The sequence below is a fragment of the Shimwellia pseudoproteus genome (genome assembly GCF_016415625.1).
GTDB lineage: Bacteria > Pseudomonadota > Gammaproteobacteria > Enterobacterales > Enterobacteriaceae > Shimwellia > Shimwellia pseudoproteus.
Genome location: NZ_WBXP01000016.1, coordinates 61,001 through 81,181, shown reverse-complemented (window position 1 = coordinate 81,181; position 20,181 = coordinate 61,001). Strand labels below are relative to the sequence as shown.

Genomic DNA, 20,181 nt, shown 5'->3' with positions numbered 1-20,181 from the left:
ATGACGAAAGCAGGTATGCCTGAAAGTGTGCGTATTGCCTGAAAACACAACCCGCTACGGGGGAGACTTACCCGAAATCTGATTTATTCAACAAAGCCTGTTGCCTGATAAGCGGGTGTAGTACACTGTTCCACTGGATACGCATAATGTGCTACATTTGGCGGGAAAATTGGTCTGTAGAACAACTGTTTAACGCCAATTTCCAGATGAAAGAGTATATTTGCGTAGCTATACAAAAATACCGTCGTACAAAATTAATGTATCGGGCCAATTTATGAAGAAGTTGTTTGTTTTTGCATTGGTTAACGTTCTTATCTCATCGTTGATATCGATCAGATATTTTCTGGTACCAGGATTATCCGTTAACTCACAGGTTGTGATGTATACCGCACTGGCACTACCGGGGCATTTTTTCGTCTTATATTTACTGCTCTTTCTGGTATGCCTGCCATTTCTGTTATTGAACAGCTATATCAGAAATACCGTCTTCGCAGTATTTTTTGCATTATCACAAATTGTACTTTACGTGGATACGGTGGTTTTTGAACAGTACCGGTTCCATATCAACCAGTCGGTATTGACCCTGGTATTGTCCGGTCAAGTGGTTGATTTTTCTCTGGCAACTTATTTGCTGGTCGCCGCAATCTTCATTACGGTTTTTGTTGTCGAGTTATTGCTGCTGCTCGCCATCAATAAATATATTCAGCCACGGGGTAAAAAGCTGGTCACCGGTTCAGTTATCTTTGCGGTGATTGCCCTGCTGATAACTAACGCCTGGTATATGGCCTCTTTTTATTATGCCTATGCGCCAATCATGAGCGTGCGGGAAGCTATTCCCCTTTATTATCCGCTGACGTCGAAGAAAATTATGACTACCCTGGATAAAGACGGTGCCAAAAAACGGCCAGAATTCCAGAACAAAGCGGATATGAGTGTCAGTTATCCATTAAATAAATTGATGATTACCCCCGCCAACGCCGGGGAGAAACCCAAGAACATTATGTTCCTGATGCTGGATGCATGGCGCTTCGACACCTTCTCAAAAGCGGTATCGCCTAATTTCTATAATTTTGTTCAGCAACATAACGGGATTAGTTTCCAGAACCATTTTTCTACCGGTAATGCTACCCGAACCGGTATTTTTGGCTTGTATTATGGGATACCCGGCACCTACTGGGACACCTTCCTGAACCACAGCATTCCGTCCCTGTTTGTCACCACCATGCAGCAGGAAAACTACGATATCGGGGTATTCACCTCGGCGAAAGTGTCATTCCCTGAGTTTGACCGTACGGTTTTTGCCACCGTAAAACCACTGCGTATTACCAGTAAAGGTGACAACGCCTGGCAGCGCGATGCGCAGATGACCAAAGACTGGGTAGAATGGTTTAAAAAACGCGATCCGCAGCGTCCGTCATTCTCATTCCTGTTTTACGATTCAGCCCATGCTATCGACTACCCGCCGGACTTCAATATTCCCTTTAAGCCGTCCGGGGATCTCGATTACATGACGCTGAATAACAAAACCGATCCGGTACCGGTGTTTAACCGCTATAAAAATAGCGTGTATTACATCGATACCTTGGTGCAGTCGGTATTTGATGAGCTGAAAGCCTCCGGCGAGCTGGATAATACCCTGATCATTATTACCAGCGACCACGCTCAGGAGATGAACGATAACCATATGGGCTTCTGGGGCCACAACGGTAACTTTACCGATGCCCAGGTGAAAGTTCCTTTTATTATCGTTGGCGCACCCGAGCAGTATCGCCAGGTCCTGGAGAAAAACGCCCAGCAGATAACCAGCCATGAAGACGTTGTGCCGACCCTGATGAAGCACTATCTGCATGTGGCGAACCCGGTTAGCGACTACACCACCGGTGAAGATCTCTATTCAACCATGGCGCCACGCCAGTGGTTGCTGATGTCCAACTACAGCATGTGGGCGGTAAAAACCCCGCAGTCCATTTATCAGGTCAATGGTGTCGGGATCAGCCATTATATGGACGAGCACAACCGGGATATCTCCGGCGATCCAAACTATAAATTTATTTATGATGCAATGGATCAGATGCGCCATTTCAATAAGCGCTAATCGGATCACCCTGTGGGGGCGTTAACCGCCCCCACAGCCATAACTTACGCCGCCCCGGACAGCATGAAATTCACCGCATCCCGCGCGTGAATGGCGGTGGTATCAAACACCGGCAGCGGGCAATCCTGCTGGCTGAGCAACATACCAATCTCTGTACAGCCAAAAATAACCCCCTGCGCCCCTTGCGCCTGCAGGGCAGAAACCACGTCTTTCATGGTCTGCCGGGAATCCGGGTTTATCTTACCGAGGCACAGCTCGTCAAAAATAATGCGGTTAATCTCCGCCCGGGCGGGCGCATCCGGCACCAGCGAGGTAATCGCAAATGCGCTTTCCAGCCGCCCTTTATAGAAATCCTGCTCCATGGTGTAGCGGGTGCCCAGCAGCGCAACCTTGCTAAGCCCTGCCCCGGTAATGGCCCGCCCGGTGGCGTCAGCAATATGTAAAAATGGCAGCGGTACTGCGGCGGCAATTTGCCCGGCAACCTTGTGCATGGTGTTGGTGCAAAGCACGATCCCCTCCGCCCCGGCCAGCGCCAGCCCCGCGGCCGCCCGGGCGAGGATCTCCCCGGCTTTCTCCCACTCACCCAGTGCCTGGCAGCGCTCAATATCGTGGAAATCCACACTGTGCATCACAATCTTTGCCGAATGCAGGCCACCGAGGCGGTGCTTAATCTCTTCGTTTATCAACTGGTAGTAGTGGACGGTGGATTCCCAGCTCATCCCGCCTAACAGGCCAATAGTTCTCATCTGCGTGACTCCCGATATAGTTTCCGGCTACTACCATAACCCTGAACCGGGTCCGTTTGTATCCCCGGCCCGGTGAGTGGCGATAAACCCGGCATATAACTCAGTACCGTTTACCCCGGGGCTAAAAGCACACAATTTCCCTTACTCCCCGGCGCCAGTTGCCCTACTATTAATACAGTTTCAGAAATTGCGGACCTGATTACCCCCCGTAGATAGATTGAAATGAGATGATAACATTATGGAATTAAAGGATTATTATGCCATTCTTGGGGTTAAACGCGATGACGATCTAAAAGCGATTAAGACCGCTTACCGTCGCCTTGCGCGTAAGTATCACCCCGATGTCAGCAGCGAAAACGACGCCGAGGCCAGATTTAAAGAAGTGGCCGAAGCCTACGAAGTCCTGAAAGACGAAGGACGCCGGGCCGGATATGACGAGCTCTGGCAACACCGCAACGATCCGCACTTTGGTGCTGGCCCCGGCCCGGACGGCGCTGACTTTGCCCACGACGGTAACTTTGACGATATTTTCTCTTCTATTTTCGGCCAGCGCGCCCGCGGCGGTTTCAGCCATCAGCCCCAGGGCATGCGTGGCCAGGACATTGAGATGAAAGTCGCCATGTTCCTTGAAGAAACCCTCGAACCGCAAACCCGCACCCTGCGTTACTCACTGCCGGAATATAACGCCTACGGCATGGTCGAGAAAGAGACCCCCAAAACCCTGAATGTGAAAATTCCGGCGGGTGTCAGTGACGGTGAACGTATCCGGGTTAAAGGCCAGGGCGCACCGGGTATCAACGGTGGGCCGAACGGCGACCTGTGGCTGGTTATTCACCTGGCGCCCCATCCGCTGTTTGCGGTGGTTGGCCATGATCTGGAAGTCGTGCTCCCCCTGGCCCCCTGGGAGGCCGCGCTGGGCACCAAAGTGACCGTGCCAACCCTAAAAGATCCGCTATTACTGACCATTCCCGCCGGGTGCCAAACCGGGCAGCGTCTGCGCCTGAAAGGTAAAGGGCTGGTAACCAAGAAAACCACCGGCGATCTGTACGCCGTGATCAAAGTTGTCATGCCACCGAAACCGGATGAGGAAGCCGCGCAACTGTGGCGTCAACTGGCAGAGAACCAGAGCGCCTTCAATGCCCGTAGTGAATGGGAGAAAGCATAATGGTTAGCGTTACTGTCACTTTTACTATTACTGAGTTTTGTCTGCATTCCGGGGTGACCCGGGAAGATTTGGTCGAAATCGTCGGCCTGGGTGTGGTGGAACCGCGTAATGCGCCAGAGACAGAGTGGATCTTCGATGACCTGGCCCTCAGCCGGGTGCGCCGCGCCCAGCGTCTGCGCCAGGAGCTGGAGCTGGACTGGCCGGGTATTGCCGTTGCTCTCGGCCTGATGGAGGAGATAAACCGCCTGCATAAAGAGAACCGGGAACTTCACCAGCGGCTGGCGCAATTTATTCCGCACCTGTAGTGCTGCTTGTGTGGTCCCTGATAAGCGGTACATAGCGAGAAGTACCGGCCAGCCCGGCGGGTTATTATGGGCTGGCCCCCCTCCCCGGTGAATTTTATTCAGTTATTATGAAAAAAATTTTTCGCACCATGGCCAGCTGTCGCCAGATGGTGACACTTATCTATTTGTTTTAATTTGATTTTTTTGCAGTTTTCTGGCGTTAGCCAAATTGACAGAAAAATGACCAACATCACAGTTCCAGGCATATTGTCAGCCCCGCCAATTGCAGGTACATTAGGCTCCGCCAGCCCGAATTGGGCAAAAATTAACCGCTATCGTATCGCCATGGCACATAATGCCGGTAGGGTAGCAACAGTGCCAGCAATCGTGCTCACGCACTGTGTAGAACTGTAGATGACGGCGTCAGCGCCAGCGGAGAGAAGTAACGTGAAATATTTTCTGATGGGCATTTCAGTGATTATTATTCTGTGGGCCGGGACCTTTTTCCTGATGGTCGAATAACGCCATTTCTACATCAGAACAAACAGGAGCCCCGGGGCTCCTGTTTTGTTTTAGGGCCCGGGTTATCTAGGCACCGTGCCCGGTAGTTTTACTGGCGGGGGGCAGCAGGCCATCCGCCCGGAACATCGCTTTAATACCCCGTATCGCCTGGCGAATACGATCGCGGTTCTCGATCAGGGCAAAACGCACGTGCGTATCCCCGTAATCCCCAAACCCAATCCCCGGTGAGACACAGACTTTGGCCTCATTGAGCATTTTTTTGGCAAACTCCAGGGAGCCCATTGCCGCATACGGTGCGGGGATCTTCGCCCAGACATACATCGACGCTTTCGGGCACTCCACCATCCAGCCCGCTTCATGTAACCCTTTTACCAGTACATCCCGGCGGCGTTTATATTGCGCGGCAATATCCCGGACACACTGCTGATCCCCTTCCAGAGCCGCAATGGCCGCAACCTGGAGCGGTGTGAATGTGCCGTAATCATGGTAGCTTTTGATGCGCGCCAGGGCGCTGACCAGCCCGGCGTTCCCCACCATAAACCCAATACGCCATCCGGCCATGTTGTAGCTTTTTGACAGGGTAAAGAACTCCACCGCCACATCCCGGGCCCCGGGCACCTGCATAATCGACGGGGCTTTCCAGCCATCATAGACAATATCGGCGTAAGCAAGATCGTGAACCACCAGGATATCGTATTGCTTCGCCAGCGCGACAACCTTTTCGAAAAAATCCAGCTCAACACACTGTGCCGTCGGGTTAGAGGGGAACCCGAGGATCATCATCTTAGGTTTGGGGTAACTTTCGCGGATCGCCCGCTCCAGCTCATTGAAGAAGTCGACCCCTTCCACCAGCGGGACCGAGCGTACCTGGGCCCCGGCAATCACCGCCCCGTAGATATGAATCGGGTAGCTGGGGTTTGGCACCAGCACCGTATCGCCGTGGTCGAGGGTCGCCAGCATTAAGTGTGCCAGCCCCTCTTTGGATCCAATAGTGACAATCGCCTCACTGTCCGGATCGATGTCCACCTGGTAACGATCCTGGTACCAGTGGGCAATAGCCCGGCGTAACCGCGGGATCCCCCGGGAGGTCGAATAACCGTGAGTATCCGGCCGCTGGGCGACAGTACAGAGTTTCTCGACAATATGGGCCGGTGTCGGCCCATCCGGGTTACCCATACTGAAATCGATAATATCTTCGCCGCGCCGTCGCGCCGCCATTTTCAGTTCTGCGGTAATGTTAAAAACATAAGGGGGTAAACGATCAATACGCGTGAAACGGCGTTCAGGACGGGAATCGGTCATAGCATACCTCAAAGAAACGTCAGCGCCCGGACCATCCGAGCGACGTAACCACCAGCGTGGCCTGTTTGAAAATGACGCGAAATCCGCCACTTGTCGAGAGGCAAAACAAAAAAATAATAGCGGCACAAAAACAGGAAACAACAACAAAAATGAGGATATTTATAATCACTTTACCCATCAATTAGTTATCACTAATAAAACACAACACCAACATCATTAACCTGGCATCAGACTTATCAGTCCCCACCCGAAGCCACAAATCACGGTATCTACGCCCTGATTATGGCCATTAATCCACCGCCATGCGCGGCTGCCTTTTAATATCCCCTTTTATTAGGATGGATTTCCTCTAATTGACCCTGCAGGGCCAACACCACCCGGCCAGACACAGGCGGCTGGCCTTTCCCGGTGAGGTTTTCTATCATGGCAGCACGCCCCCTGTTATTTCCCGACGAGAACGACTGTGCATGAAATCCTGAACATGTTGCTGGCGGTGTACGATCGCGCAGCACTGATGTTGATCTGCCTGTTTTTTCTGATTCGCCTGCGGCTCTTTCGCGAATTACTGAATAAAAGCGCCCATACCCCCCGGGAGCTGCTGGCCGTTACCGCGATTTTCTCGCTGTTTGCCCTGTTTAGTACCTGGTCCGGGGTGCCGGTGGAAGGCTCCCTGGTTAACGTACGCGTCATTGCCGTGATGTCCGGCGGGATCCTGTTTGGCCCCTGGGTGGGGATAATCACCGGGCTGATTGCCGGGGTGCACCGTTACTTAATTGATATTGGGGGAATTACCTCTGTCCCCTGCCTGATAACCAGCATCCTTGCCGGGATAATGTCTGGCTGGATCCACATGAAAATCCCCAAAAACCAGCACTGGAAAGTGGGGATCCTCGGCGGGATGCTGTGCGAAACCCTGACCATGCTGCTGGTGGTGCTGTGGGCCCCTTCAGTGGCGCTTGGGGTGGATATCGTCTCTAAAATCGGCCTGCCGATGATCCTCGGCAGCGTATGCATCGGGTTTATTGTGCTGCTGGTGCAGAGTGTTGAGGGGGAAAAAGAGGCCAGTGCCGCCCGCCAGGCCAAGCTGGCGCTGGATATCGCCAATAAAACCCTGCCGCTGTTTCGCCATGTTAACAGCGAGGCGCTACGCAAGATTTGTGCGATCATCCGTGATGATATTCACGCCGATGCGGTGGCGATTACCAATACCTCCACGGTGCTGGCCTATATTGGGGTTGGGGAGAATAACTATCGGGATCATGACGATGGCATTAGCCCCACCACTCGCCAGGCCATTGAAGAAAAGCAGATCATTATAAAAAACAATGATGAAGCCTACCGCACGCCGGAAATCCACTCCATGCTGGTGATCCCCCTAAGTGAGAAAGGCGTCGTGACCGGCACCCTAAAGATTTATTACTGTCACGCGCACCAGATCACCTCGTCATTACAGGAAATGGCCATTGGGCTGTCCCAGATAATTTCGACCCAACTGGAAGTCTCCCGGGCCGAACAATTGCGCGAAATGGCCAATAAGGCAGAGCTGCGCGCCCTGCAAAGTAAAATTAACCCGCATTTCTTATTTAATGCCCTGAATGCTATTTCATCGTCTATTCGCCTGAACCCGGACACCGCCCGCCAGTTGATCATCAATTTGTCCCGTTACCTGCGCTATAACATAGAACTGAAAGACGATGAACTGATTGATATTAAGAAAGAGCTTTATCAGATAAAGGATTATATCGCCATCGAGCAGGCACGCTTCGGGGATAAACTCACGGTTATCTATGATATTGACGAAGACGTCAGTTGCCAGTTGCCCAGCCTGCTTATCCAGCCTCTGGTTGAAAACGCGATTGTGCACGGCATCCAGCCCTGTAAAGGCAAAGGTGTGGTGACCATCAGCGTTACCGAGGCCGGTAGCCGGGTGCGTATTGCGGTGCGCGATACCGGACACGGTATTGATCAGGCGGTGATTGATCGGGTAGAAGCCGATACCCAACCGGCCAATAAAATCGGCCTGATGAACGTCCATCAACGGGTGAAACTGCTGTATGGCGAGGGGCTGCATATTCACCGTCTGGAGCCAGGCACCGAGATTGCTTTTTATGTGCCCCCCTATGCAACCCCGCGTCCCGCCGGGCCTGATGGCCGGGTGCAGTGATCCAACGCGAACAGGAATAGCGCGATGAAAGTGATTATTGTCGAAGATGAAGTGCTGGCGCAGCAGGAGCTGAGCTGGCTGATTAACGCTCACAGCCAGATGGAGATCGTGGCGACCTTTGATGACGGGCTGGATGTGCTGAAATATCTTCAGCACCACGAGGTGGACGCGATATTCCTCGATATTAATATCCCGTCACTGGACGGGGTGCTGCTGGCACAAAACATCAGCAAATTCGCTAAGCGGCCTTTTATTGTTTTTATTACTGCCTGGAAAGAGCACGCGGTGGAAGCCTTCGAACTGGAAGCCTTCGACTATATTCTCAAACCGTACCAGGAGTCGCGGATTATCGGGATGCTGCAAAAGCTGGAGAGCGCCTTTCAGCAGCAGAGCAACCCTGCGGCTGGCGGCGCGGCGCCGCGGGAAAGCGCCACCATTAATTTGATCAAAGACGAGCGGATTATCGTTACCGATATCAATGATATCTATTATGCTGAAGCCCACGAGAATATGACCTTTGTCTATACCCGGCGGGAGTCTTACGTGATGCCAATGAACATCACCGAATTTTGCAGCCGCCTGCCGGAAAGCCATTTCTTCCGCTGCCACCGCTCTTATTGCGTCAATATCAGCAAGATCCGGGAAATAGAGCCGTGGTTCAACAACACCTATATTCTGCGCTTACGGGATCTGGATTTTGAAGTCCCGGTCAGCCGCAGCAAAGTCAAAGCGTTTCGCCAGTTAATGCATCTGTAACCGGGGCCGTTATGGCCCCGGCATCGCGGTCAGAGGGTCTGGCCCAGCGCCTGGCGCAGATAGGCCCCGGCCCCCAGCAGCCCCGGCTTATCGTGGGTAATCAAAAATACCGGGATATCCTGAACATATGCTTTAAAGCGGCCTTTATCTTCAAACGCCCCCCGAAAACCAGACGCCTTAAAAAATTCCATAAAGCGCGGCACAATGCCCCCGGCAATATATACCCCACCGAAGGTGCCAAGGTTCAGCGCCAGGTTGCCGCCAAACCGCCCCATCAACACACAAAACAGCGATAACGCGCGGCGGCAGTCAATATCGCTGTCATCCAGCGCCCGGCGGGTAATATCTTTCGGTTGCAGGTTATCCGGTTGCCGCCCGTCGGCTTTAACAATCGCCCGGTATAAGTTCACCAGCCCGGGGCCAGAGAGTACCCGTTCAGCAGAGACATGGCCCAGCTCACCGCGCAGCACGTCAAGGATCAGCGCCTCTTCTTCGCTGTTAGGGGCAAAATCCACATGTCCCCCTTCCCCTGGCAGGTTGATCCAGCGTTTATCCACGTGTACCAAATGGGAGACCCCCAGGCCGGTACCGGCACCATAAACGGCAATCGGTTTATTCTCCTGGGGCGCCTGACCGCCAAACTGAATCAGATCGTCCGCGTTGAGTACCGGGATCGCCATGGAGACGGCGGTGAAATCGTTAATAATGTCCAGATGGCTGAAGCCGAGGTTTTGTTTCATTTCGGCAATGGAAAACGCCCAGCTGTGGTTGGTCATCGCCACCCAGTCCCCGGTAATCGGGCAGGCAATAGCAATACAGCCTTCACTCACCGTCACCTGCTGTTCTGCCAGGTAGGTTTTTACTGCGGCTTCCAGGCTTGGGTAATCCAGCCCGGAGTAAGTTTGCGCGCGGGAAATCACACCGTTTTCCAGATCACACAGCGCCAGCCGTGTGTTGGTCCCGCCAACGTCACCCACCAAAGCATAGTTTGTCATTTGTTAACTGCCCCACTAAAGTCAAAAAATACCTGGCACCACTGTAAAATCATCGCACCCGGACAACAACGCCCGGCACTACACCAGGGTGTAAAAATTGAACCTTATCACATAATAAGTTTAACGTTTCAGCTCCATGCTCTTCACCCGCGTCATGGTGTAGATTAAACCGCCCGCTGGCCCTGCTGTTATCACGTTATAAGGACCCTGTACATGTTGCACCCGCGAGCCAGAACCATGTTGACCCTTTCCGCGCCGGCAATCTTAATCGGCGTGGCCGCCAGCCTGTTGATGCTGTTGATTCTGAAAGTCGCCGCCCTGTTGCAGGCCTTACTGTGGCGGGTGCTTCCCGCCACCCTGGGGATTAGCGACACCGCCTCCTGGTGGGCGGTCATTATTCTCACCCTCGCCGGGGTCGCCACCGGGCTGGTGATCCGCTACGCACCTGGCCACGCCGGGCCGGACCCGGCCACAGAGCCACTGATTGGTGCCCCCCTGCCGCTGTATAGCTTGCCCGGGCTTGGGCTGGCGCTGGTTATCTGCCTGGCGGGGGGCGTCAGCCTTGGCCCGGAACACCCCATTATGGCGATCAATATCGCCCTGGCGGTCTCCCTCGGCGCCCGCATCATGCCGAAGGTCAACGGGCTGGACTGGACAATTCTGGCGGCGGCGGGAACCATAGGTGCGCTGTTCGGCACCCCGGTGGCGGCGGCGCTGATTTTTTCGCAAACCCTGTACGACAGTAAAGACACCCCGCTCTGGGACAGGCTTTTTGCGCCGCTGATGGCGGCGGCGGCCGGGGCGCTGACCACCCAGATGTTCGTTACCCCGCATTTCGCATTGCCAGTGGCCCCTTACACAAAGATGCAACTGCTGGATATTGTCAGCGGCAGTATTGTGGCGATTATCGCTATCGCTGTCGGGATGGTTGGGGTCTGGGTACTGCCGAGGCTGCACCACATGCTTCACCAATTACGGCATCCGGTGCTTATCCTCGGCGCTGGCGGCCTGTTACTCGGGTTACTGGCCTGCACCGGGGGGGATATCACCTTGTTCCGGGGGCTGGAGCAAATGCGCGAGCTCGCCCAAAATCCGGCCCTGGGCCCCGATGATTTCCTGCGTTTTGCCCTCGTGAAGCTGGCGGCCCTGGTGGTGGCCACGGCCAGCGGGTTCCGGGGGGGACGTATCTTTCCGGCGGTGTTTATCGGCGCCAGCCTCGGGCTGATGCTACATGCTCATGTGCCTGCGGTACCGGCCGCCATTACCCTGTCCTGTGCCGTCCTTGGCATGGTGCTGGTGGTCTCCCGGGATGGCTGGCTTAGCCTGTTTATGGCCGCCGCCGTGGTGCCCAACCTGAACCTGCTTCCCCTGCTGTGCATTATCATGCTGCCCGCCTGGCTGTTGCTGGCGGGCAAACCCCTGCTGGCTATCGTTCGCCGTTAGAGGGCGATGGCTCACTGGCGTTACGCGCCGCCAGTGAGCGGGTCACCCGGGAGAGCAGTTCAGGCACATCCTGTTGTGGTAGCATCACCTCCACCAGCGTCAGCGCTTCTGGTGTCGCCAGCCGGGCCATCACCTCCTGCAACTGAACCGTCTCTTCTACCCGCCAGCACTGCGCCTCCCCCGCTGTCTGTAGCGCGTGGGGGATCGCCGTCCACGCCCAACTGGCGATATCGTTGTAACGCTGATCGGCGCCGTGAATGGCGCGCTCAACGGTGTAACCATTGTTATTCAGCAGCAGGATCACCGGGCGCTGCCCATCACGCAGCATCGAGCCCATCTCCTGGATAGTCAGCTGGGCCGCACCGTCCCCCACGATCAGCACCACCCGCCGCGCGGGTTCCGCCGTCTGGGCACCGAAGGCCGCCGCAAGGCTAAAACCAATTGAGCCCCATAGCGGCTGAACAATCACCGATGCCCCGGCAGGCAAGCGCAGGTTGGCGGCACCAAAAGCCGACGTGCCCTGCTCAACCACCAGAATATCCCCGGGCAGCAACGCTTGCTGTATCACGTGCCAGAAGCTGTTTTGGTCCAGCTTACCTGCGGCATAGTCCGCGGCCAGCATCCCGGTGGTGCTCTCCTCCCACGGGGTAAACGACCGGTGGTGATAGCGCTGTGTAGTGAGCTGGGCGAGGGTTTCCACCGCCTGCGCCATCGAGATACCGCTAAACCACTGATCGCCAATGCGGGTGCCTTCCGGTAACACTTCGATGGTCTGGGCCGGGGAAAGCTGCTGGGTAAACCCGGCGGTGATCGTGTCAGTAAATAATGTGCCGATACACAGCACCAGGTCCGCCTCCTCAATGGCGCGGCGCACTGGCTCCGGGCTGGCGGCACCGCTATAGGTCCCGGCAAATCCCGGGCGGGATTCATCGAATAACCCTTTGCCCATCAGCAGCGTGGCATGGGGTATCGGATACTCCATTACCCACTGGCGCAGCGTGCTTTGCAGCCCGAAGCGCAGCGCCAGGAAATCCCCCAGCAGGGCGATATTCTGGCTATGGTCAATACGTTGCTGGGCACAGGCCCGGAACGCATCCAGCCGCACCTCCGGGGCATGAACCGGCGGCTGAGTGAAAGCGTTTTCAATGAAAGTGGCAGGTGTTGTTGCCACATCGGCAGGCAGCACCAGGTAGCCGGGGCGCCGGGTCAGGCGCATCTGGTTAATTACCCGATCAATCTCCCCGCAGGCGTTGCGGGCCGTCAGACTGGCGCTGGCGCAGCACACCGGCTCACTCATCCGCCGGAAGTGGCTGAAGTCACCATCCCCCAGGGTATGGTGGACACAATCCCCCCGCTGCTGTACCCCAAGGCAGGGTGCCCCGACAATGTGTAACACCGGGACATATTCTGCGTAGCTGCCGGCGACGCCGTTAATGGCGCTTAATTCCCCAACCCCAAAGGTGGTTAACAGTGCCCCCATCCCCCGGCAACGGGCATAGCCATCCGCCGCGTAGGCGGCATTTAACTCATTAGCACACCCGACCCAGCACAGGCTCTGGCTGGCGATGACGTGATCAAGAAACTGCAGGTTATAGTCACCTGGCACACCGAATAGATGGTCAACACCACATTCAGCCAGACGGTCGAGTAGATAATCCGCAACGGTGTATTGCGTGTTCATACAGCGCCCTCCTTCCGGGATCAGCTCCTTTGAGTATTAGGGAGTTGAGATCGATGTCCAGAAAACCACATCGAAACCCCCTGGCAACGAAGATTTACGCCATACGGTTGACAAACCGGCAGCAGAGCGGGTTTAGTGTAAACGTATACATTAATAACACAGGACAGATCATGGATTATCAGCCAGACCCTCAGCGTTATACCCGCATGGCGTACCGCCGCTGTGGCCACAGCGGGCTCAGACTGCCCGCTATCTCCCTCGGCCTGTGGCATAACTTCGGCGACACCAGCCAGCTCAGCAACTGCCGGCACTTGCTGCGCCACGCCTTTGATCAAGGGATCACCCATTTTGATTTAGCCAATAACTACGGGCCGCCCCCGGGTTCCGCAGAGCGGAATTTTGGCCGTATCCTGGCCGAGGATTTGGCCCCCTGGCGGGATGAACTGATAATCTCCACCAAAGCGGGCTATACCATGTGGGACGGCCCCTACGGGGACTGGGGATCGCGCAAATATCTGGTGGCCAGCCTCGATCAAAGCCTGGCGCGTATGGGGCTGGATTATGTCGATGTGTTTTATCATCACCGCCCGGACCCCAACACCCCGCTGGAAGAGACCATGGGCGCCCTTGACCATATTGTTCGCCAGGGCAAGGCGTTGTACGTCGGGCTCTCTAACTATCCGGCAGCGCTGGCCCGGGAAGCAATCGGTCTGCTGCAGTCCCTGGGCACCCCGTGCCTTATCCACCAGCCGCGCTATTCAATGTTTGAACGCTGGGTAGAGGCACAACTGCTGGATACCCTGGCAGAAACCGGCGTGGGCTGTATTGCCTTCTCCCCGCTGGCCGGGGGGCAACTGACAGACCGTTACTTACAAGGGATCCCCGCCGATTCCCGGGCCGCCAGCGCCAGCCGCTTTCTGACCCCCGATCAATTAACCCCCGGCAAACTGGAGAAAGTGCGCCAGCTTAATCAACTGGCCGTCCAGCGCGACCAGACCATGGCCCAGATGGCGCTGGCCTGGGTGTTACGGGACGATAAGGTCACCTCGGTGCTGATCGGAGCCAGTAAAACCAGCCAGATAGATGACGCCGTGGCGATGCTCAGCCACCGGCAGTTCAGCCCGCAGGAGCGCCAGGCGATTGATGTGATCCTCGCCATGCCGGACTGAATTTAGCAAAACGTGCTCTCCCTTACGACTTTCAGAGTGGCGCCAATCAACTACCACTTTACCAATTCGTAATATTGCGTTAACGGACCAACAACGGTCACGACCGTGAGGGAGAGTAAAATGTTCAGGTCACTGATTTTGGCGGTATTGCTGTTATCGGCGCCGGTGGTTACGGCCTATGCCGGTGAAATAACCCTGCTGCCGTCAATCAAATTACAAATAGGCGATCGTGATAATTACGGCAATTACTGGGACGGCGGCCACTGGCGCGGCCAGGACTACTGGCACCGCAACTACCACTGGCGGGACAACCGCTGGTGGCGCGGTGGGCCTCCTGGCAGGGCCAGAGGCTGGGATAACCACCGGGCCTATGAGCGCGGCTACCGCGACGGCTGGCACGATAACCGTGGCCGCGGCCACTGGCATCGCCATTAATTGTCCCCCCCCTGATAACAACAAGGCCGGATTATTCCGGCCTTGTTGTTATCGTCAGCAGACGTCAGCCGGTAAAGGGCGCCACGACTAACCACAGGTTCAGCACCACTACCACCAGCACAATCACCCAGCCGATCCCCTGAACCGGTTTGCTATTCACCAGTTCGCCCATCAGCATACGGTTGCTGGTGAACTGCAACAGCGGGATCAGCGCCAGGGCAATACCAAAGCTCAGCACCACCTGGCTCATCACCAGGATACGGGTCGGGTCCAGACCGAGCAGGATAACCACAAACGACGGCAGCATAGTCAGCGCCCGACGGATCCACAGTGGAATATAAAAGTGGACAAATCCCTGCATCACCACTTGCCCTGCCATGGTGCCCACCACAGAGGATGACAGCCCCGCCGCCACCAGGCTCAGCCCGAAGACAATCGCCGCCCCGTGGCTCAGCAACGGGGCCAGCGTCAGGTAGGCTTGCTCAAGCTCGGCAACATCGCTGTGGCCGGAGAAGTGGAATGCCGCGGCGGCGGTGGCCATCATCGCAAGGTTAACAAACCCGGCGATGGTCATGGCGATGCCCACATCCCAGCGGGTGGCCTGGTAGCGTGTTTTACGGCTACCGCCGTGTAAATGCTGGGTCAGCGAAGAGTGCAGATAAATCACATGCGGCATAATGGTTGCCCCCAGCACCCCGGCGGCCAGGAATACCGCCTCAGAGCCCGGCAGTGACGGGATAATAATCCCCCGGGTTAACGGCGCCAGTTCCGGGCGGGAAAAGATAAGCTCAACAATATAAGCCGCCGCCACAAACAGCAGCAGCCCGCCGATCACTTTCTCCAGCGGCTTCTGCCCGCGCCGCTGCAACATCAGTATCAGGAAAGTCGCAATACCGGTGAGCACCGCCCCCTGGAGCAGGGATACCCCCAACACCAGTTTAAAGCCGATGGCCGCGCCGATAAATTCGGCCAAATCCGTTGCCATGGCGATGATTTCTGCCTGTATCCAGTACAGCCAGACCACCGGGCGGGGATAATGGTCGCGGATTTGCTCCGCCAGATTCTTACCGGTGGCAATGCCCAGCTTCGCCGACAACAGCTGGATCAGCATCGCCATCAGATTGGCCCAGACCACCACCCAGAGCAGCTGATAGCCAAAACGGGCCCCGGCCTGAATATTGGTGGCGAAGTTACCGGGATCGATATACCCGATGGCGGCAATAAATGCCGGCCCCAGCAATGCGAAACGCAGCTTACGCGGGACTGCACAATTCTCTCTTTCTACCCGACTGTTGGTCATCTGCTGCCTCTGCCTGATACGGCCACTATGTAAACTTAGTGTAAATATAGCCTTTGCTATGTTTAATACTACCAAAATGAGAATGGTTATCAAGTGCGTTTAAATAGAAAATAATGATTTCACTGATAGCAGGACGCCCGCAGTGTGGTAGGCAGTGCGATACAGGCAGCTATTAACAAGACGTTGCGTAGCTGTCGGTGCTCATCGTGGTTATGGCAAATAAATTTACTTATGACTCATTTAAGAAACTTTTACAATCTTTACTTAACAGCGGGAATAGGTTGACCAGATCCTCAATTTTTGCGGCCGGTCACAGGACATCATTATAGTGTGGATTTAATCTCGTTTTCTTATTGCTTGTTACATAGAATGTGCAAAGAAATTAAACCATCATCATATTTGGAGCAAACATGTCCCGTGTTCTGCACTTTGTTTTAGCGCTCGCCGTTGTTGCGCTGCTGGCATTGCTGGTCAGTCATGACCGAAAAAAAATTCGTCTGCGCTTTGTGATCCAACTGCTGGTCATTGAAGTTTTGCTGGCATGGTTCTTCCTGCACTCTGAGGTCGGGCTCGGATTTGTCAGAGGATTCTCCGAAATGTTCGAGAAGCTGCTGGGCTTCGCGAATGAAGGGACAAACTTTGTCTTTGGCAAAATGAACGACGAAGGTCTGGCGTTCTTCTTCCTGAAAGTGCTCTGCCCGATTATTTTTATCTCCGCGCTGATCGGCATTTTGCAGCATATTCGCGTGCTGCCATTCGTTATCCGTATCATCGGTACAGTGCTGTCGAAAATTAACGGCATGGGTAAGCTGGAATCCTTTAACGCAGTGAGCTCGCTGATTCTGGGACAATCAGAAAACTTCATTGCTTATAAAGATATCCTCGGCAAAATGTCGCGTAATCGGATGTACACCATGGCCGCCACGGCGATGTCCACGGTATCCATGTCGATTGTGGGTGCTTACATGACCATGCTGCAGCCGAAATATGTGGTGGCGGCGCTGGTGCTGAACATGTTCAGTACCTTTATTGTCCTGTCACTGATTAACCCGTACCGCGTCTCTGCCGACGAAGAAAACCTGCAGATGTCCAATATTCACGAAGGGCAGAGCTTCTTTGAAATGCTGGGTGAATACATCCTGGCGGGCTTTAAAGTGGCGGTTATCGTAGCGGCAATGTTGATTGGCTTTATCGCCCTGATCTCTGGTCTGAACGCGCTGTTCGCCGCGGTACTGGGGATCTCCTTCCAGGGTATCCTGGGATATATCTTCTACCCGGTCGCCTGGGTCATGGGGGTTCCGGCGAGTGAGGCCCTGCAAGTGGGCAGTATCATGGCCACCAAACTGGTCTCCAATGAATTTGTTGCCATGATGGATTTACAGAAAATTTCCGCCAGCCTTAACCCGCGCACCGAGGGGATCATCTCGGTATTCCTGGTCTCTTTCGCTAACTTCTCGTCTATCGGGATTATTGCCGGTGCCATCAAAGGCCTGAACGAAGAACAGGGCAATGTGGTTTCCCGTTTTGGCCTCAAACTGGTCTACGGCTCTACCCTGGTGAGTATCCTGTCGGCGTCCATCGCGGCCCTGGTACTGTAATCACCGGTTAACAACCTGCCCCTGAAAAAGCCATTCTGCCCCCGGGCGAATGGCTTTTTTTCTGCCTGGTGCTATTGCCCGCCACTGCCCGGCAGGACGGTATTAATGGGCTGCGGTTTCCCCAGCAGGTAACCCTGGAGATAATCGACCCCCAGGCCCAGCAGCAGATCGCGCTGTTGCGCGGTTTCAACAAACTCCGCCACCACGGTCAACCCCCTGGCCTTCGCCAGCTGGCAGATCGAGTTAACAATCAGGTAGTCCACATTGCTGGTGCAGATATCGCGAATAAAACTGCCATCAATTTTAATAATGTCCGCTTCCAGTTTCTTCAGCCGGGCATAGTTGGCATAACCGGTACCAAAGTCATCAATGGCAATCAAAAAGCCGCTGCGCCGCAGGTGGCAGATATTTGCCAGCGGGGTGTCGTCATCCGAAAACGCCTGGGCCTCGGTCACTTCGATAATAACCCGGCTCACCGGGACAGCGGCACGGGTAAATAACGCCACAATATCGGCGGCAATGTCTTTCTTCATCAGCGTGAGCGGCATCAGGTTAACCGAAAAACGGATCCCCACTTCCCCGGGATCGTTGTCGCTTATCCAGCGGACCAGCCGGGCGATAACCTCAAGGTCAAAACGTGTGCTCAGGTTGAACTCCGCCACCACCGGGATAAAGGTATAAGGGGACAGCGTCTCCCCCTGATAGTCAAGCCGGGCCAAAATCTCGTAATATCCCTTACCCTGCCCGTCAACAATCGGCTGGGCATAGAGCATCAGGCCATCATGCTCAATGGCGCTTTTCACGGTATGCAGCAACCTGACCATCCCGCTGGTCTGGACTTCCACCGCATCCAGCCGGTTATCCAGCCCGAGGACCATATGTTTCTGGCTGGCCAGTTCCGCAAGGTAACTTAACTGGCCCAGCAGCCGCTGTAGTTCCTCAGGATCATCACTGGTCGCCATCCCCCAGGAGGCGCCATACTCGACGTCCAGCAAGGTCTTATTCCACGAGATCTTGCGGTTATTCAGTAGCGCCACCATCACGTTCAGCCGGTCTTCGATATCGTCACCGCGCAAAAAAATCAGCAGCTCACTGCCGGGAAGCTGGAAGATAAGTTCGCCCTCCTGTAGCCAGGGGGAGAGCATACGGGTGACCATCCGCTTACAGTGTACTCGCATCATCATGCCGTAGTGGCGGCTGAGAAATTCCAGATTATTCATCCGCAGGCAGCATACCGCCCCCTGCGGCCATTGGGTGAGATGCTGCTCCATGGCGCGCATATTCGGCAACTGGGTTAATGGATCGGTTAGCGCCTGGGAGAAATAGATACGCCGTAGCCGCTCGTTGCGGTAGTAGACCTGCATCATGTACAGCATGCAGATAGTGAACGAGATAAACACCGACAGCACAAACGACAGTGCCACATCGCTCTTCACCCCGTGCAGGAATCCCTGATTCCAGGCCAGCAGTACCCAGGCCGTGAACACCCAGGTCAGGCTGATAAACTCCCGGCTTAAACGCTGGATACCGTGGGTAAAAAAGATAAATAGGAACGGAATTAAATAGCTGGAAATAAATATGGTTTTAGTATGGACACAAAAAATCAGTAAAAATCCTATCAAAACAGTGCACCAGCAAATAGTATAAAGGCGAGCGTCAGAACGGAAATTTTTACTGATCGATACGTACCAAAAACGCCGCCGAAATGTGGGGCTGAGTATCATACGCATCGGGTAATAGAAAAGCGGTGTAAATATCAGTGCAGAGGCGATAAGATTAAGAATATCGGTAATACCAACCAGGATTGTTCCTTTCCCTAAATAACTGTCCATACTTTCCGGAAAATCAATAAAGGTTCCAGCTCCCAGCATCAGCACCTTCATCATAAAGGGGGTGGCAAAACAGAGCCAGAACAAACGATGCCCCAGCCTCTGATTAAGTATGCCGTAGCGCCAGCGCCATCCCTCCCTGAGTTGTAGTACTGCGGCATTACAGATAATTGGCACTACCAGGCAGAAGGTCAGCACGGCGCTCTGTAGCCAGGGTAGCCCGATGAACAACCAGGAGGATACCAGGACGCAAACGGCAACAGGAAATATCGCGGCCCAGCCAAACAATAAGAATACTGACAGCATCAGGCCCATCGGTAACCAGGCGAGGAAGACTTTATTACCATCAATGATGGCCACAGGGGAAATCATGCGCGTTACTGGAAATAATAACATTAAGAATATTAGCGCGAACCCTGTGCGTTTTAAAATACCGGGACTATTAAACAGCATTGGTATTATTTTTTTATCCATGTTGATATTTTATCTGTGCTAATAGTAAATTTTACGTATTTTTTAAGCAACGCTAAAAAATGTTATTTGCATAATATTTAATGCTGCATTGATTTATATCGTGTGAGGTAATTATCAGATGGCGATCTACCGGATAATGTCATTAGCGTAGGGCAAGACCGGTCATGCTGTCCAGTCACAGGGGCAGTAATCTGAACAGACAAAGAAAAAACCCCCGCCGAAG

Annotated in this window: 16 protein-coding genes; 10 read left to right on the top strand and 6 right to left on the bottom strand. The window is 54.4% G+C overall.

Annotation, left to right across the window (positions count from 1 at the left end; translation table 11 throughout):
* Window positions 1-274: 274 nt before the first annotated feature.
* Window positions 275-2,095 (top strand): DUF3413 domain-containing protein, encoded by a 1,821-nt coding sequence (locus F9C28_RS09520; protein ID WP_199014975.1) that lies wholly within the window; start codon window positions 275-277, stop codon window positions 2,093-2,095.
* A gap of 44 nt (window positions 2,096-2,139) precedes the next feature.
* Here the strand turns inward: F9C28_RS09520 and F9C28_RS09515 are convergent, their stop codons facing one another.
* On the bottom strand, window positions 2,140-2,841 hold the full coding sequence (locus F9C28_RS09515; RefSeq protein ID WP_199014974.1) for an amino acid racemase: 702 nt from the start codon (window positions 2,839-2,841) through the stop codon (window positions 2,140-2,142).
* A gap of 238 nt (window positions 2,842-3,079) precedes the next feature.
* On the opposite strand from F9C28_RS09515, the gene cbpA reads away from it, so the two are divergent.
* The 3 genes from cbpA to ypdK all read left to right on the top strand — a co-directional run bounded on the left by cbpA (window position 3,080) and on the right by ypdK (window position 4,812).
* Window positions 3,080-4,006 carry a curved DNA-binding protein gene (gene cbpA / locus F9C28_RS09510; protein WP_199014973.1) on the top strand — a complete coding sequence of 309 codons (927 nt, stop codon included), beginning with the start codon at window positions 3,080-3,082 and terminating at the stop codon, window positions 4,004-4,006.
* Window positions 4,006-4,311 (top strand): chaperone modulator CbpM, encoded by a 306-nt coding sequence (gene cbpM, locus F9C28_RS09505; protein ID WP_199014972.1) that lies wholly within the window; start codon window positions 4,006-4,008, stop codon window positions 4,309-4,311. Before cbpA ends, cbpM begins: the two co-directional genes overlap by 1 nt.
* Before the next feature lie 393 nt (window positions 4,312-4,704).
* On the top strand, window positions 4,705-4,812 hold the full coding sequence (gene ypdK / locus F9C28_RS20460; protein WP_199014971.1) for a membrane protein YpdK: 108 nt from the start codon (window positions 4,705-4,707) through the stop codon (window positions 4,810-4,812).
* A gap of 66 nt (window positions 4,813-4,878) precedes the next feature.
* Here ypdK and alaC read toward each other — a convergent pair whose 3' ends face one another.
* Window positions 4,879-6,114 (bottom strand): alanine transaminase, encoded by a 1,236-nt coding sequence (gene alaC / locus F9C28_RS09495; protein ID WP_199014970.1) that lies wholly within the window; start codon window positions 6,112-6,114, stop codon window positions 4,879-4,881.
* Between the two features lie 463 nt (window positions 6,115-6,577).
* Here alaC and F9C28_RS09490 point away from each other — a divergent pair, with 463 nt between their 5' ends.
* Window positions 6,578-8,278, top strand: coding sequence for a LytS/YhcK type 5TM receptor domain-containing protein (locus F9C28_RS09490; RefSeq protein ID WP_199014969.1), 1,701 nt, complete (start codon window positions 6,578-6,580; stop codon window positions 8,276-8,278).
* 24 nt (window positions 8,279-8,302) lie between these two features.
* Window positions 8,303-9,034 carry a LytR/AlgR family response regulator transcription factor gene (locus tag F9C28_RS09485; protein ID WP_199014968.1) on the top strand — a complete coding sequence of 244 codons (732 nt, stop codon included), beginning with the start codon at window positions 8,303-8,305 and terminating at the stop codon, window positions 9,032-9,034.
* Window positions 9,035-9,063: 29 nt separating this feature from the next.
* Here the strand turns inward: F9C28_RS09485 and glk are convergent, their stop codons facing one another.
* Window positions 9,064-10,029 (bottom strand): glucokinase, encoded by a 966-nt coding sequence (gene glk, locus F9C28_RS09480; protein WP_199014967.1) that lies wholly within the window; start codon window positions 10,027-10,029, stop codon window positions 9,064-9,066.
* A gap of 213 nt (window positions 10,030-10,242) precedes the next feature.
* On the opposite strand from glk, the gene F9C28_RS09475 reads away from it, so the two are divergent.
* A complete protein-coding gene (locus F9C28_RS09475; RefSeq protein WP_199014966.1) occupies window positions 10,243-11,472 on the top strand; it encodes an ion channel protein in 1,230 nt (409 codons plus the stop codon).
* On the opposite strand, the gene F9C28_RS09470 is transcribed toward F9C28_RS09475, so the two are convergent.
* Window positions 11,456-13,153, bottom strand: a complete 1,698-nt coding sequence (locus tag F9C28_RS09470) for an alpha-keto acid decarboxylase family protein (RefSeq protein ID WP_199014965.1) — start codon at window positions 13,151-13,153, stop codon at window positions 11,456-11,458. The two genes, F9C28_RS09475 and F9C28_RS09470, sit on opposite strands and share 17 nt — an antisense overlap.
* Window positions 13,154-13,323: 170 nt before the next feature.
* On the opposite strand from F9C28_RS09470, the gene mgrA reads away from it, so the two are divergent.
* The gene (gene mgrA, locus F9C28_RS09465; RefSeq protein WP_199014964.1) at window positions 13,324-14,322 is read left to right on the top strand and encodes an L-glyceraldehyde 3-phosphate reductase; all 999 of its coding nucleotides are present in this window, start codon (window positions 13,324-13,326) and stop codon (window positions 14,320-14,322) included.
* A gap of 120 nt (window positions 14,323-14,442) precedes the next feature.
* The gene (locus F9C28_RS09460) at window positions 14,443-14,757 is read left to right on the top strand and encodes a DUF2502 domain-containing protein (protein WP_199014963.1); all 315 of its coding nucleotides are present in this window, start codon (window positions 14,443-14,445) and stop codon (window positions 14,755-14,757) included.
* A gap of 64 nt (window positions 14,758-14,821) precedes the next feature.
* On the opposite strand, the gene F9C28_RS09455 is transcribed toward F9C28_RS09460, so the two are convergent.
* Complete coding sequence (locus F9C28_RS09455; protein WP_332909408.1) at window positions 14,822-16,075, bottom strand: Nramp family divalent metal transporter; 1,254 nt, start codon at window positions 16,073-16,075, stop codon at window positions 14,822-14,824.
* A 392-nt stretch (window positions 16,076-16,467) separates the two neighbouring features.
* Here F9C28_RS09455 and F9C28_RS09450 point away from each other — a divergent pair, with 392 nt between their 5' ends.
* Window positions 16,468-17,655, top strand: a complete 1,188-nt coding sequence (locus F9C28_RS09450; RefSeq protein WP_199014961.1) for a NupC/NupG family nucleoside CNT transporter — start codon at window positions 16,468-16,470, stop codon at window positions 17,653-17,655.
* Between the two features lie 71 nt (window positions 17,656-17,726).
* Here F9C28_RS09450 and F9C28_RS09445 read toward each other — a convergent pair whose 3' ends face one another.
* On the bottom strand, window positions 17,727-19,880 hold the full coding sequence (locus F9C28_RS09445; protein ID WP_332909407.1) for an EAL domain-containing protein: 2,154 nt from the start codon (window positions 19,878-19,880) through the stop codon (window positions 17,727-17,729).
* Between the last annotated feature and the right edge of the window lie 301 nt (window positions 19,881-20,181).